The 13,469-nt window shown below is 65.8% G+C and carries 13 protein-coding genes; 5 read left to right on the top strand and 8 right to left on the bottom strand.

The window, feature by feature from the left end:
• The first annotated feature begins 86 nt into the window (after nucleotides 1-86).
• Nucleotides 87-653 carry a type 1 glutamine amidotransferase domain-containing protein gene (locus tag ABIA70_RS14220; protein ID WP_354148194.1) on the top strand — a complete coding sequence of 189 codons (567 nt, stop codon included), beginning with the start codon at nucleotides 87-89 and terminating at the stop codon, nucleotides 651-653.
• 18 nt (nucleotides 654-671) lie between these two features.
• Here ABIA70_RS14220 and ABIA70_RS14215 read toward each other — a convergent pair whose 3' ends face one another.
• From ABIA70_RS14215 to ABIA70_RS14200, 4 genes are all read right to left on the bottom strand, one after another.
• Nucleotides 672-1,844 carry a glycerate kinase gene (locus ABIA70_RS14215; RefSeq protein ID WP_354148193.1) on the bottom strand — a complete coding sequence of 391 codons (1,173 nt, stop codon included), beginning with the start codon at nucleotides 1,842-1,844 and terminating at the stop codon, nucleotides 672-674.
• A gap of 1 nt (nucleotide 1,845) precedes the next feature.
• The gene (gene dctA / locus ABIA70_RS14210; protein WP_354148192.1) at nucleotides 1,846-3,288 is read right to left on the bottom strand and encodes a C4-dicarboxylate transporter DctA; all 1,443 of its coding nucleotides are present in this window, start codon (nucleotides 3,286-3,288) and stop codon (nucleotides 1,846-1,848) included.
• Nucleotides 3,289-3,397: 109 nt separating this feature from the next.
• Nucleotides 3,398-4,495, bottom strand: coding sequence for a tartrate dehydrogenase (locus ABIA70_RS14205; protein WP_354148191.1), 1,098 nt, complete (start codon nucleotides 4,493-4,495; stop codon nucleotides 3,398-3,400).
• A 132-nt stretch (nucleotides 4,496-4,627) separates the two neighbouring features.
• Nucleotides 4,628-5,539: a LysR family transcriptional regulator gene (locus ABIA70_RS14200; protein ID WP_354148190.1), complete on the bottom strand. Its 912-nt coding sequence runs from the start codon at nucleotides 5,537-5,539 to the stop codon at nucleotides 4,628-4,630.
• Nucleotides 5,540-5,686: 147 nt separating this feature from the next.
• Here ABIA70_RS14200 and ABIA70_RS14195 point away from each other — a divergent pair, with 147 nt between their 5' ends.
• Nucleotides 5,687-7,183 carry an MDR family MFS transporter gene (locus ABIA70_RS14195; RefSeq protein ID WP_354148189.1) on the top strand — a complete coding sequence of 499 codons (1,497 nt, stop codon included), beginning with the start codon at nucleotides 5,687-5,689 and terminating at the stop codon, nucleotides 7,181-7,183.
• Between the two features lie 41 nt (nucleotides 7,184-7,224).
• Here ABIA70_RS14195 and ABIA70_RS14190 read toward each other — a convergent pair whose 3' ends face one another.
• Genes ABIA70_RS14190 through ABIA70_RS14175 form a run of 4 tightly spaced genes read right to left on the bottom strand, consistent with a single transcriptional unit; the run spans nucleotide 7,225 to nucleotide 11,056 of the window.
• A complete protein-coding gene (locus ABIA70_RS14190) occupies nucleotides 7,225-8,382 on the bottom strand; it encodes an alpha/beta hydrolase family protein (RefSeq protein WP_354148188.1) in 1,158 nt (385 codons plus the stop codon).
• Nucleotides 8,383-8,409: 27 nt separating this feature from the next.
• Nucleotides 8,410-9,243, bottom strand: a complete 834-nt coding sequence (locus ABIA70_RS14185; RefSeq protein ID WP_354148187.1) for an alpha/beta fold hydrolase — start codon at nucleotides 9,241-9,243, stop codon at nucleotides 8,410-8,412.
• A gap of 41 nt (nucleotides 9,244-9,284) precedes the next feature.
• The gene (locus tag ABIA70_RS14180; RefSeq protein ID WP_502917206.1) at nucleotides 9,285-10,148 is read right to left on the bottom strand and encodes an alpha/beta hydrolase; all 864 of its coding nucleotides are present in this window, start codon (nucleotides 10,146-10,148) and stop codon (nucleotides 9,285-9,287) included.
• Nucleotides 10,149-10,171: 23 nt separating this feature from the next.
• Nucleotides 10,172-11,056 carry an alpha/beta fold hydrolase gene (locus ABIA70_RS14175; protein WP_354148185.1) on the bottom strand — a complete coding sequence of 295 codons (885 nt, stop codon included), beginning with the start codon at nucleotides 11,054-11,056 and terminating at the stop codon, nucleotides 10,172-10,174.
• 68 nt (nucleotides 11,057-11,124) lie between these two features.
• Between ABIA70_RS14175 and lysS the strand changes: the two genes are divergently transcribed.
• The 3 genes from lysS to ABIA70_RS14160 all read left to right on the top strand — a co-directional run bounded on the left by lysS (nucleotide 11,125) and on the right by ABIA70_RS14160 (nucleotide 13,336).
• Nucleotides 11,125-12,657 (top strand): lysine--tRNA ligase, encoded by a 1,533-nt coding sequence (gene lysS / locus ABIA70_RS14170; RefSeq protein WP_354148184.1) that lies wholly within the window; start codon nucleotides 11,125-11,127, stop codon nucleotides 12,655-12,657.
• Between the two features lie 2 nt (nucleotides 12,658-12,659).
• Nucleotides 12,660-12,866, top strand: coding sequence for a hypothetical protein (locus tag ABIA70_RS14165; protein ID WP_354148183.1), 207 nt, complete (start codon nucleotides 12,660-12,662; stop codon nucleotides 12,864-12,866).
• A gap of 140 nt (nucleotides 12,867-13,006) precedes the next feature.
• Nucleotides 13,007-13,336, top strand: coding sequence for a histone-like nucleoid-structuring protein Lsr2 (locus ABIA70_RS14160; RefSeq protein WP_354148182.1), 330 nt, complete (start codon nucleotides 13,007-13,009; stop codon nucleotides 13,334-13,336).
• Nucleotides 13,337-13,469: the final 133 nt, after the last annotated feature.

Here is a 13,469-nt window from a genome sequence, read left to right as displayed (position 1 = left end):
TAGGCTGGATGAGTCAGACACTCAACTCTTGAGGCAGCCTCGTGCCCTGCAAGGCACGCCAGGCCGGCCTCACTGAAGGAGGAAAAATGTCAGAACACAGCATCGCAGGCAAGAAGGTTGCCTTCCTGTTGACCGACGGTGTCGAGCAGGTTGAGCTCACCAGCCCCTGGCAGGAGGTAAAGGAAGCCGGCGGGGAACCCACCCTGGTGGCCCTGTCAAGCGGGCGGCTGCAGGGCTTCAACGGCACTGACAAGGGCGATACGTTCACCGTGGACCTGACGGTGGCGGAGGCCAACGCGTCGGACTTCGATGCCCTGGTACTCCCCGGCGGGGTGGTGAACGCCGATCATCTTCGGGTGGACAAGGCTGCCCAGGCCTTCACGCGCCATTTCTTCGAGCAGCACAAACCGGTGGCTGCCATCTGCCACGGACCGTGGCTGCTGATCGACGCCGGCGTGATCCGGGGCCGCAACGTGACCTCGTACCACACGCTCCAGACCGACCTGAAGAACGCGGGCGCCAACTGGAGCGATGAGGAAGTGGTGGTGGACCAGGGCCTTGTGACCAGCCGCAGCCCCAAGGACCTTCCCGCCTTCAACAGCAAGGTGGTTGAAGAGATCTCCGAAGGCCAGCACGCCGGCCAGACCGCCTAGTTCAACAGACCGCCTAGTTCAACGGGCCGCCTGGTTCAACAGGCCGGTCCCGATGTCCCTGCCGATCCTACGGAGCAATGCCGCTGAAAGTCCGGGGTCTTTCGAAGAGTCCTGATCCGTGTATTCGGCCAGCGTGTACACCTTGGCCAGGGACATCTCCGGCCAGCTCTCCCGGGGCAGGAGCGAGCGGCCTGCCACGGCAATGATCGGGCGGATCCCTGCCCGTCGCGCCACAGCGGCGGGCAGTTTTCCCGCCAGCGTCTGCTCGTCGATGCTTCCCTCGCCGGTGATCACCACGTCGCAGTTGTCCTTGCGCGTGTTGAAGTCCAACAGATCCAGGAAGTAATCGGCACCGGAGACCTGCCTTGCCCCGAGCAAAAGGCAGGCGAAGCCGATGCCTCCGGCGCTGCCGGACCCCTCGTGCTCGGCCAGGTCGGCGGCGTCGGTGAATCCGGCGTCGCCCAGCTTGCTGACAAGGTGCTTCAATCCCTCTTCCAGTGTGGCGACGTCGTGGGGCGTTGCACCTTTCTGGGGTCCGAAGACCGCCGGCGCGCCCTGGGTGCCCAGGAGGGGGTTGTGCACGTCGCTGGCAAGGACCAGTTCGGTGTCGGCCAGTTCCGGGAGGGCGGTGCAGCGGACCGAATGGATCCGGGCGAGCGCACGCCCGCTGCCGTAGAGCTGGCGGCCGCCGGCATCGTGGAAGCTGAATCCGAGTGCCGTGAGCATGCCCATGCCGCCGTCGGTGCTGGCGCTGCCGCCCAGTGCAAGGACAATCCGGGCCGGGTTGAGGCTGAGGGCGAAGAGGATGGCTTCACCGAAACCCCTGCTTGAAGCGTTCAGCGGCTCGGGCTTTCCCTCCGGCAGCAAGCCGAGCCCGCAGGTGTTGGCCACCTCGACGAGGGCTGTGACGCCGTCGAACGCGATGCCCGCCTGGACGTGCTGCCCGGTGGGTCCGGCAACCGTGTACGTGCGCCGGGTGAAGCCGGAGGCGACGGCGGCGTCCACGCTGCCATCACCCCCGTCCGCCAGGGGCAACAGTTCGCAGTGGACCGACCCGGGGCCGCCGGAGGAACCTGCGGCGGAACGCAGTCCGGCTGCCAGCGCATCGGCTACCTCGTTGGCGGTGAGGCTGCCTTTGAACTTGTCGGGTGCGATGAGGGCCCGGACGGTTTTCGGGGCGGTGGTGGCCATGTCAGCTGGATTCCGAGTAGGCGGGGCGTCGCCCAGCGGGCTGCTTGGGCGCGTGGTGGCCGGACTCGGCCAGATCGGCGTCGATGTCGGTGACGTCGTCCGCGCGGATTGGTTCCTCGGTGGGCATGGGCTCCACAACCTCGCCGTTGAAGACCCGGCGGGCGCGGTCCGCGTCCAGCGTGCGGTCCCACCAGGCGATGAAGAGGGTGGCCACGGCGTTGCCGGTGAAGTTCACCAGGGCACGGCATTCGGACATGAACTTGTCGATGCCGAAGATGAGCATGATGCCCGCCGCCGGGATGGTGCCGATGGTGGTCAGCGTGGCGGTCAGGGCGATGAACCCGCCGCCGGCCACTCCGGCAGCCCCCTTGGAAGTCAGCAGCATCACGGCGAGCAGGCCGAGCTGCTGGCCGATGGTGAGGTCCGTGTTCGTGGCCTGTGCGATGTAAAGGGCGGCCAGGGAAAGGTAGATCGCGGCGCCGTCGAGGTTGAAGCTGTAGCCGGTGGGCACAACCAGGCCAACAGTTTCCTTTTTCACGCCGGCGTGCTCGAGCTTGCGCATCAGGCCGGGCAGGGCGGGTTCGGCCGTGGAGGTGCCCAGGATGAGCATGTATTCCTCTTTGAGGTGGCGGATCATCTTGAAGATGTTCAGCTTCAGGAAGGCCATGACGGACCCGAGGACCACCACCACGAACAGGATCGAAGTGATGTAGAAGAGGGCGATCAGGCCACCCATGCTGGTCAGGGAGGAGACGCCGTACTTTCCGACGGCGAAGGCCATGGCCCCGAAGGCACCGATCGGGGCGGCTTTCATGATGAAGCCCAGGATCTTGAACATCACGCCGGTCAGGCGCTGCACCCCGTCCAGGACCGGGGCGCCCACTTTGCCCATGGCGTTCAGTGCGATTCCGAACACGACGGCGATGAAAATGATCTGCAGGATGTCGCCTTCAACGAACGGGCCCACGATGCTGTTGGGGATGATGTGGGTGAGGAACTGCCACCACTCCTGTTTCGCGCCGGCGTCAATGAGCTTGGCCGCTGAGTCCGAGGTCTTGATGGAGCCTGCGTCAGCGTTGACGCCGTCACCCAGGCGGAAGACGTTGATGGCCACCAGACCGAATATCATGGCGAAGATGGTGCCGACCTGGAAGTACGTCAGGGCCTTCAGGCCGGTCATCCCGACCTTCTTCAGGTCCGCGACGCTGGCGATGCCGCCCACGATGGTCAGGAACACGATGGGGCCGATGAGCATCTTCATGGAGTTCACGAAGGTGGTGCCGATCGGTTCCATCGCGATGCCGACGGCGGGCGCGAGCCAGCCGACAAGGATGCCGATGAGGATGGCGGTCAGTACCCAGAAGTACAACTCCCGGTACCACCGTGCCTTGGGGGCCGGTTTCCTGGCCGGCGCTGCTGCGCCGGCGGTGGTGCTGTGATCCATAATTCCTACCTCGTTGTGGAACGTCGCTGGAGAGGGTCTTAAGAGCAAGGAAGCGGACGACGGCGGCCGGCGGGCCGCCGTCGTGCGTTTCAGAAAGCGGGCGGTCCGGTTAGACGGCAGCCAGGGTGTGGGTCAGGGCCTTGATGATGGCGTCGGTGACGTCTTCGGTCTTCGCTTCGCCGCCGACGTCGCGGGTCAGGTGGCCGGCGGCGGTGGTCTGTTCGATGGCTGCTTCAACCAGGCGGGCTTCCTCGTGCAGGCCGAAGTGGTCCAGCATCAGGGCGGCGCTGGCGATGGCGCCGATCGGGTTGCTGATGCCCTTGCCGGCAATGTCGGGGGCGGAGCCGTGGACGGGTTCAAACATGGACGGGAAGCGGCGTTCGGGGTTCAGGTTGGCGCTGGCCGCCAGGCCCAGGCTGCCGGCCAGGGCCGAGCCCAGGTCGGAGAGGATGTCGGCGTTGAGGTTGGATGCGACCACAACGGACAGCTCCTCCGGCTTGAGGATGAACTTCGCGCTCATCGCGTCCACCAGGACGCTTTCCGTCTGTACGTCCGGGTAGTCCAGTGCGACGCGGTTGAAGACCTCGTCCCACAGGACCATGCCGTACTGCTGGGCGTTGGACTTGGTCACGGAGGAAACCTTCTTCACCGTGCGGGTCCGGGCCAGGTCGAAGGCAAAGCGCATGATCCGCTCGCAGCCCTTCTCGGTGAACAGTGCTGTCTGCAGGGCCACCTCGTTGCCGGGGCCGCGGCCGCTCAGGTTGCGGCCGCCGAGCCCTGCGTACTCGCCTTCGCTGTTTTCGCGGACAACCACCCAGTCGAGCTCGGTGTCGTCAGCCTTGCGCAGCGGGGACTGGATGCCGGGGAGGAACTTCACTGGGCGGATGTTGGCCCACTGGTCGAAGTTCTGGGTGATGTTCAGCCGCAGGCCCCACAGGCTGATGTGGTCCGGAACGTTCTCCCAGCCGACTGCGCCGAAGTAGATGGCGTCGAAGTCTTTCAGGGTTTCCAGGCCTCTGGGGTCCATCATCTGGCCGGTCTTTTCGTAGTAGCCGCAGCCCCAGGGGAACTCGGTCCACTCGAAGGCGAACTTGCCGCCGGAGTTTTCTGCCAGCGCGTCCAGGACGCGGCGCCCGGCCGAGACGACTTCCTTGCCGACGCCGTCTGCGGGGATCGATGCGATGCTGAATTTCTGGGTGGCGCTCATATGCCTACCTCCTCGTTGAGTTTGTTAGCAGTGAGCCTGTTATGCGGGTCACACTGTTTCTTCCTCTTCAAGTAGACGGGCTGCCGCCCTGGGCGTCCAAGACCAAGATCCGATCCGGCAGATAGGTTGAGCCTATCGATCGGTGGAGGGATCGGGTTGGCCCTGGGTGTGCAGCTCGGCGACCTTCAGGAAGGCCCTCGCCGCCGGGGTCAGGTCTTCCTTCCGGCTCAGGATGGCAACATCCAGGTGCGAGACCGGTTCGATCAGCAGGGTCCGCAGGCCGGCCTTGTGAGCGGTAGGGGCCCACGAGGACGGCATCACGGCATGGCCGACCCCGGCGAGCACCAGCGGAAGGATGGAGGTCCGGTGGGCCACCTCCACCACAATCTCGGTGTTCACCCCGTGCGCCAGTGCGTCGTCGACGAGCCAGCGCATCAGGGATCCGCGCTGGCTGGCGATCAGCCGGTGCCCGCCCAGGTCCCCGCGCTGGATGGACGTGCCCGTGCTGAAGGTGTCTGCCTGCGGATTGACGATGAGGATGAGAGGCTGGCGTTCCAGTTCCAGGACCTGCACGCCCGGCACCCGGATGGGGGAGGACGAGCCCGCGAGCCCGATCTCCGAGCTGCCGCTGCGGACGGATTCGATGACTTCCTCCGGCGTGAATGCCGCGCCAACATTGAGCCGGACCGAGGGGTGCAGGCCGGTGAACCGCGCGATCATCGAGGTCAACGGCTCGATCCCGGGCGAGGGCATGGTGACGATGTCCAGCCGGCCGCTACGGACACCCGCCAGCGCCTTCACCGCTGACTGCGCAGCGTCCAGGTCCCGCATCACCAGCCGGGCGGGACCTACCAGCTCCCTGCCTGCCTCGCTGAGGACTGCCCGGCGGCCGATCCGGTGGAAGAGCGGCACACCGAGTTCCTTCTCCAGGCCGGCGATGGTTTGGGACAGCGAGGGCTGGGCAATGAGCAGGTGTTCAGCCGCCCGGTTGAAGCCGTCGTGGTCAACAACGGCCAGGAAATACTTCAGTTTCCGGGTGTCCACGCCACATAGCCTACGCCGGGCAGGAAAAAATCCCGTGCGGGGGAATTACTCCGGACGGTAGAGTGTTTGAATCTGCAGCGACGATGCTCGCGCGCCACTTCATTCTTAAGCTTGCGCCACTTCATTCAACTCCCTGAGGGAACACCCATGTCTACAGAAGTCTCACCGCACGCTTCCGGCCAGCCGGGCCAGCCCGGCCAGTCCGCGCAGCCGGCGGCACCGAAGACGGCCGCGCCGGAGAAAATGTCCCGCGAATCGGTGACGATCATTGCCACCTTGCTTGTGGCGACATTTGTGGTGATCCTCAACGAAACCATCATGAACGTTGCGCTGCAGCGGCTGATGGTGGACCTGGGCGTGGATGCGCCCACCGTTCAGTGGCTCTCCACCGGCTTTATGCTCACCATGGCCGTGGTCATCCCCACCACCGGCTTCATCCTCCAAAGCCTCTCCACGCGCGCCGTGTTCATGCTCGCCATGGGACTGTTTGCCAGCGGCACCGCCCTCGCAGCGATCGCCCCCGGCTTCGAAATCCTGCTGCTGGCGCGCATCGTCCAGGCCGGCGGCACGGCCATCATGCTGCCCCTGCTGATGACCACCATCCTCACCCTTGTCCCGTTGGCCAGGCGCGGTGCCGTCATGGGCAACGTCAGCATCGCCATTTCCGTGGCGCCGGCCATGGGGCCCACCGTCTCCGGCCTGATCCTGGAGCATTTCACCTGGCGCTTCATGTTCGTCTTCGTCCTCCCGGTGGCTCTTGCGGCCCTTGCCATTGGTGCCAAATACCTGACCAACATCGGCGAGACGGAGAAGACCAAGCTCGACTTCTTCTCGGTCCTGCTTACCGTTCCGGCCTTCGGCGGCCTGGTGTACGGGCTCAGCCAGATCGGCGGCGGACACGGTGGCCAGGCCGGTCCCGGCATGGTGGCCATCGGTGCGCTGGTTATCGGCGTGGCCAGCCTGGCGGTCTTCGTGCTTCGCCAGGTCAAGCTGCAGAAGGTTGAGGCGCCCCTGCTGGACCTCCGCGCCTTCAAGTTCCGCATGTTCACCGTCTCGGTGCTGCTGATGGTGGTGGCCATGATGGCGCTTTTCGGCGGCGTGATCCTGCTGCCGCTCTACCTGCAGGAAATCCGGGGCCTGGGTTCCCTGGAGACCGGTCTCGTGCTGCTCCCGGGCGGTCTGGCCATGGGCCTGCTCGGTCCGGTCATCGGGCGGCTCTTCGACAGGATCGGCCCCCTGCCGCTGACTGTGACCGGGTCCGTCTTGATGGTGCTCGCCCTGTGGCAGTTCTCCATGCTCGACGCCGGCACAGCAGTGTGGTGGATCGTCACCCTTCATGTTGGGCTCAGTTTCGGGCTGGCGCTGCTGTTCACCCCCGCCTTCACCACGGGCCTGAACCCGCTGCCGCCGCATCTGTACTCGCACGGCTCGGCGATCATGAGCACCACCCAGCAGGTGGCCGGCGCCGCGGGCACTGCACTCCTGGTGTCCATCTTTGCAGTGGTCTCTGCCGCATCGGGCCTCGTGGCGGGGATGAGTGCCGCCTTCCTGACGGCGACCGTCATAGCCCTTGCCGCCGTCGTGCTTTCCGCGATGATGCGCAAGACCGAAGGCGCCGGTCCGGGGCACGGACCGGCCCACTAACCCACACCCTAAGGCCCACTTCCAGACCAACGCGGGGTCACTTAATGCCTCTCCGGCCGCCCGGAACGGGCATTAAGTGACCCCGCGTTGTGGTGATGCCAGCCTTCCACCGCGTTTTCCCAGAGCCCGGGACTGATGTTCCACTCCTGCGTGTGCCGGCAAGCCGGGAGTCGGACCAGGCTCACCAGGTCAGGAAAACGGGCCGCGTAGTCCTCGCTGATGCGGATCGGCGTGCTGGCATCGCCAATGCTGTGGAGAATGATCACCGGCACAGGTGGTGCCAAAGAGCTGAAATCCAAGGTCCTGAGGTCCAGCGGCTGGGCCAGCCCGGCAAGCCGGTGCAGCGGCCCGCCGAGGATCCACAACACTCCGGCGGCCAGGGCGGCCGGTAGGCGGCGCACTGCTGTGTGTGAGGAGAGCGTCCGGTGCCAGTCCAGCACGGGCGCGGTCAGTACCAGGCCGGCGATCAGCTCCCGGTGGCTGGACGTGTGGGCTGCGGCCAAGGCCATGGTTGCCCCCATCGACCAGCCCGAGATGATGATCGAGCCGGCACCGTGCGAAGCCGCGTAATCGAGCGCTGCTTCCATGTCCGCCAGCTCGCTGAGGCCGAGGTGGTGTTTGCCGTCCGGTGTCGGGGGAGCGTCAGGGTCCCCGCGGAATGAGATGAGCAGTTGCGCGTAGCCGAGCCGGTGGAAGAGCGGTGCTGTGCGGAGGCCGGTGGCCCGCCGCCCGCCGAGGCCGTGGACGTGGATGACCCAGGGACCCTGGGCCGAACCGGGGATGAGCCATGCGGGAGCAGGCCCCGGCAGCAGCACGTCCTCGAAGGGCAGGCCGGCCGCTTCAGGGTCCGGGTAGACGTAGCCGGACCAGTAACCCGCGGTGTCCCCCTTGAGTCGGCCGCTGTAGATTTTTTCGACGCGGCGGGTGACCGTGCGGGCCTTTTTGTCGCTGGAGGTGACCTGACCGATGCGGGCGTGCCCGGTGCGGTTGTTCCAGTACAGGCTGTAGACGCCGGGAGCCGTGGTGTCCTGGTCTGCATGGAAGGTGACGGTGCCGTCGTCGGTGGCCAGAATCCTCGTGCGCTCCGGGCGCTGGACTATGGGCGTAACCAGACTCCTGGCGGTCTGCAGGCAAAGCGCGCCCGCAAGGGCGCCCGCAGCAAGCACTGAGGCGCCGCCGACGACAGACCGGGTGCTCACTCCGACACTTCAGCCGTGGGTCCGGGGTCAGCCGGCGAAGAACTCGCTGAGTTCGGTGATGAGCTTCTCCGGGGCGCGGAGTACGCCGTCATGGCCGGCGCCCGGCAGGATGGTGTAGCTGGAACCGGACAGGACATCGTGGATCTGGCCGCACGCCACACCGAAGTAGGCCGGGCTCTTCTCGCCCACCACGATCAGGGTTTCCAGGGGCAGTGCCAGGAACGGTTCAGCCGGCATGTCGGCGGCGATGATGGCCTTGATCTCGCGGACGCCGGTGTTCATCAGCTCGCGCTGCTGCTTGCCCACGTGGGTTGCGGCGGTGAGCTTGTTGGCGATGGTGAGCATGGAGAGCGGCATCCGGGAGAACGCACCGCCCGTTTCCAGGCCCTTGTTCAGCACCGCGAGGGCCCGGCCGTCGTCCCCGGCCGCGGTTGCCCGTTCGTACTCTGCGGTCCAGTCCGCCTTGACGCTGTGGTTCACGGACACCGCCGGATCATAAACAGCGAGCCGCTCCACCGGGAGGGTCCGGGCCGCATGCAGGGCCACGGCACCGCCGAAGCTGTGCCCGAAGACGTCGGTGCTGGACGTGTGTTTCATGACCGCGTCCAGGTCCCTGATGTCCGTATCAAGGGTGTAGTCCTCCGGCTGCGGTGAAGATGATCCCCGGCCACGGCGGTTGAATGTGTGCACCGGCCGGCCCAGGGCTGCGCTGAGTTTCTGCGCGAACCTGGTGTAGTCGGCCGCGGTCACCATGGAAGCCGGCACCACCACCACGCCGGAACCGGCCGAAGCCAGTTCCGCGCCCGTGGAGAAGAGCTCCAGTGTGCCGCCGTCGGGGGTCCTGATGTTCTCGCGCGTCATGGACCGAGCCTATCGGAGGTACCTGAGTGCTGGCAGCAGGCTCAGCCCTTGAAGTACTGCGCGATGTCCGTGACCAGCTCGTTCAGCGCGGCCGGGATGGAGCCGTGGAAGCCCTTGGGGGAGAGCTCGAAGGTGCTGCCCGGGACAGCCGCGTGCAGGCGCTGGGCGGTGACCTTGTAGTAGCCCGGGCTCTTGCCGCCCGCCATGAAATGCGTGTTGGCGGGCAGCACGCCGAAGTCCCGGACGTCGTCGGCTTCGTCATAGGCGGCCCGAAGTTCGCCGACGCCGGTAGGCATGAGATCGCGGAACATCCTGTTGACCTTGGTGCGGGACACCAGGACCATCAGGCCGGCGAGGACGGGTTCAGGGATTTTTGAAAGCGTGGTGGCGGGCTGCATGCCCTTCTTCAGCCGGGCCATGGCCTGGCCCACATTGCCGGCGTTGACGGCTGCCTCAAAGTCGTCCAGCCAGGTGGTGTCGAGGCTGCCGTCGATGTTGACGGCAGCGTCATAGACCGCCAGCTTGTCCGGCTCGTGGGCGGTGCCGGCAAACTCCTGGACTGCGTTCAGGGCCACCGAACCCCCCAGGCTGTGCCCCAGGACATTACGGGCGCCGGTGGCGTCCATGACCGTGCGGACATCAGCGATTTCGGTGGCCATCGAGTAGCCGGCAGGCTGTCCGGTGGAGTTGCCCCGCCCGCGCCGGTCGTAAACGTCAACGGCCCAGCCTTCGCCGAGGCCGTTGGCCAGGGCCAGGGAGAACGGGCGGTAAATCAGGGCCGTGAGGAAGGCGCCGCCGATGACCACCACCCGGCGTTCTCCCGGCGCATCTACGGCGCCGTAGCTGTACAGGGCCAGCCTGCCGCCGTCGTGCGTGGGCACTTCCTGTTCTTTCACGCTCCCCATCCTAGGGGTGCGCGGTCGGCCGCTTACCGACGCCGGCCCAGTGGCCGGACCTGCCCGTCGCTGCCGCTGAGGAAGCGGGCCATCCTCACGGCCAGCCCCTTGCCGGGGCGGATCGGTCCTTCATGCAGCTGGCCCGGGACAATCTGGAATTGGATGGACGGAACAGCGGCTGCCAGCTGGCGGCCTGTCGCGGCGAAGTACGCGGGGCTCCAGCCTCCGCTCAGCATCAGGATGGGCGTGGTGAGGGCCGTGAAGTCGTCGAGTTCGGCGTCGGCATCCAGCACTGCCCGCATTTCCTTGACCGCGGTGGGCAACAGCTGGCGCATTTCCGCGCCCAGGTTGGTGCGGGCGGAGAGGATGCTCAGCATCCGCAGGGCGCCGAGGGGCAGGTAGGAGAGGGGGCCGGCTGTGGCGAGGCCCTGCACCAGGTGCGCCCACGCGTGGTTGAGCTGGCCGGCTGCCACGGCGTCCTCAAGCTCGGGACGCCAGCGGTGGCTGAGGTTTCCGGAGAGCGACACCGCGGCGTCGTAGGTCACCAGCCGGTTGATCGGCAGGGTCCGCGCCGCCTGCAATGCCACGAACCCGCCATAACTGTGCGCCACCACGTCAGTGGACCCCGTCTCGCGCAGGACCGCAGCGAGGTCGCTGATCTCGGTTTTCACCGAGTAGTCGTCGGGTTGAGGCGAGGAGCCCGCGCGGCCGCGGCGGTTGTAACAGTGCACCGGCCGGCCCAGCAGGACGCTCAGCTTCCGGGCGAAAGGCCGGTAGAGGGCGTCGGTGACCAGGGTGCCGTGGATGAGTACGACGCCGGGAGGGCCCGCCGTCGTCGGGTCCAGTTCCGCCGGGGTGAGGAAGGAGTGCCCTTCAAGGTGCCCGCCGTCCTCCGTCTCCACCGTCCATTTCTCCACAGCCCGAGTCTATGCCCGGGACGGCCGCCGGAAGTGGGCCACGCGAACGCCCGGTAAACTTGGGGATTGTGACTTCCCAAAACACCCCCGCCCCCAAAAATGCCCCAGAGCCGGTCGACGCCAGCGAACAGATGCGCATCCGCATGGAAAAGCGCGCCAGGCTGCTCGAGCGCGGCACCGAGGCATATCCGGTGGGTGTTGAGCGCACGCACTCCCTCACCGAGATCCGCGAAAAGTACGCGCACCTCGAGGCGGACGACACCACCGGGGACGTCGTGGGCGTTACCGGCCGCGTGGTTTTTGTGCGGAACACCGGCAAGCTCTGCTTCGCCACCCTGCAGGAGGGCGGCGTTGACGGCAAGGGCACCCGGCTGCAGGCCATGTTGAGCCTGGCCAACGTGGGCGAAGAAGCGCTCGCGGACTGGAAAGCGCTGGTGGACCTCGGGGACCACGTTTTCATCAAGGGCGAAGTGATTTCCTCCCGCCGAGGCGAGCTGTCTGTGATGGCCGAGTCCTGGTCCATGGCGTCCAAGGCCCTGCGCCCGCTGCCCGTCCTGCACGCGGAACTGAACGAGGAAACCCGCGTCCGGCAGCGTTACGTGGACCTGATGGTGCGCGACGAAGCCCGCGAAATGGTCTACACCCGCGCCGCGATCACCCGCTCCATCCGCGAATCGCTCTTCCGCCACAACTACGTGGAAGTCGAGACCCCCATCCTGCAGCTGGTCCACGGCGGCGCCCTGGCCCGCCCGTTCGAAACGCACATGAACGCGTTCGACCAGAAGATGACCCTGCGCATCGCCACCGAGCTCTATCTCAAGCGCGCCGTGGTGGGCGGGATCGACCGCGTCTACGACATGGGCCGGGTTTTCCGCAACGAGGGCGTGGACTCCACCCACAGCCCCGAGTTCACCACGCTCGAATGCTATGAAGCCTGGGCGGACCAGTTCGTCATGGCGCAGCGGATCAAGGAGATCATCCTCGACGCCGCTGACGCTGTTGGTGCCGGCCGCACACTCCAGACCGAGGCCGGGGAGATCAACCTCGACGGCGACTGGGCCTGGCTTTCGGTCTATCCCGGACTGTCCGACGCCGTTGGCCAGGAAGTCACGCCGGACACCCCGGTTGAGGTGCTCCGCGCGATTGCCGCCAAGCATGAGGTCAAGGCCGACCCGAAGTGGGACGCCGAGAAGCTCGCTGTGGAACTGTTCGGCGAAATTGTGGAACCCACACTCCTGAACCCCACATTTGTTTACGATTACCCGCCCTCCGCGCAGCCGCTGGCCCGCCCGCACCGCGAGGACGGCCGCCTGATCGAGGCATGGGACCTTATTATCGGCGGCATGGAACGCGGCACGGCCTTCTCCGAGCTGATCGACCCCGTCATCCAGCGCGAGCGGCTTACCGAGCAGTCCCGGCACGCGGCAGCCGGCGACGTCGAAGCCATGCAGCTGGACGAGGATTTCCTGCGTGCGCTTGAATACGGCGCCCCGCCGATGGGTGGCATTGGCCTGGGCATCGACCGGCTGGTCATGCTCTTCACCGGTGCCGGCATCCGCGAAACCATTCTTTTCCCGCTCCTGAAGCCGGAAGGACACTGACCGTGGAATACGTTGCCGTTCTCCTGCCTTCGGTGGTGGTTGGCCTGATTTTTTGGTTTGCGATGAAATCGATCTTTAATGCCGATAAGGCCGAGCGGCAGGCGGAAGCGCGTGCCCAGGCGGAGGCACAGGCCCGGTCAAATGCCCAGCCAGATACAAAAGCCGAGAATCATGCTTCGCCCCCTGTCCGGCCGGACGCGGAATCCTGATATAAGGCCCGCAAACTTCCTGCGGATATCCACAGGAACCATTTCGTGCTTTGACGCGTTGCCATAATAAGGGTCATACTTTTTAGAGGAACATCCTGCTTTTCTGAAAACCCCGAACCTTTCCCAGAGGAAGACTATTAATGGCACAGAAAGTAAACATCGTCCTCGTAGATGATCTGGATGGGGGATCCGCGGATGAGAATGTCCGCTTTGGCCTCGATGGGGTCAGCTACGAAATTGATCTGTCCTCGGCCAACGCGGCCGAGCTCCGTACGTCATTGGAGCGGTTTATAGCAGCAGCACGCAAGACGTCGGCCGGGCGTGCAGCCCGCACCAAAACGGTCATTGCCGGACGTGGCAATGATTCCGCGCAAATCCGGCAATGGGCCCGCGAAAACGGCTACACGGTTAACAGCCGGGGCCGAATTCAGGCCGAAATCCAGGAAGCCTACCAAAAGGCCAATTCCTAGGGGCCGTCCTCCTGCCTTACCCGAAACCCTGTCTTCGCCAGCCGGCGTTGGCAGGGTTTTTTGGTGCATGAATATGGCCGGAGACGCGGTAATTGGAATTAGCGGATTAGGACGGTTCTTCGCAGCCGGACGG

Source organism: Arthrobacter sp. 754, from assembly GCF_040548695.1.
In the GTDB taxonomy this organism is placed as follows: Bacteria; Actinomycetota; Actinomycetes; order Actinomycetales; family Micrococcaceae; genus Arthrobacter.
Note: the sequence above shows the minus strand (reverse complement) of the source record. Positions and strands in the feature narration are given on the sequence as shown.

Excerpts from the sequence above, each read along its gene's own strand:
- ABIA70_RS14220 (WP_354148194.1), top strand. The coding sequence starts at position 87 with ATGTCAGAACACAGCATCGCAGGCAAGAAGGTTGCCTTCCTGTTGACC.
- ABIA70_RS14215 (WP_354148193.1), bottom strand. The coding sequence starts at position 1,844 with ATGGCCACCACCGCCCCGAAAACCGTCCGGGCCCTCATCGCACCCGAC.
- dctA (WP_354148192.1), bottom strand. The coding sequence starts at position 3,288 with ATGGATCACAGCACCACCGCCGGCGCAGCAGCGCCGGCCAGGAAACCG.
- ABIA70_RS14205 (WP_354148191.1), bottom strand. The coding sequence starts at position 4,495 with ATGAGCGCCACCCAGAAATTCAGCATCGCATCGATCCCCGCAGACGGC.
- ABIA70_RS14195 (WP_354148189.1), top strand. The coding sequence starts at position 5,687 with ATGTCTACAGAAGTCTCACCGCACGCTTCCGGCCAGCCGGGCCAGCCC.
- ABIA70_RS14185 (WP_354148187.1), bottom strand. The coding sequence starts at position 9,243 with ATGACGCGCGAGAACATCAGGACCCCCGACGGCGGCACACTGGAGCTC.
- ABIA70_RS14180 (WP_502917206.1), bottom strand. The coding sequence starts at position 10,148 with ATGGGGAGCGTGAAAGAACAGGAAGTGCCCACGCACGACGGCGGCAGG.
- ABIA70_RS14160 (WP_354148182.1), top strand. The coding sequence starts at position 13,007 with ATGGCACAGAAAGTAAACATCGTCCTCGTAGATGATCTGGATGGGGGA.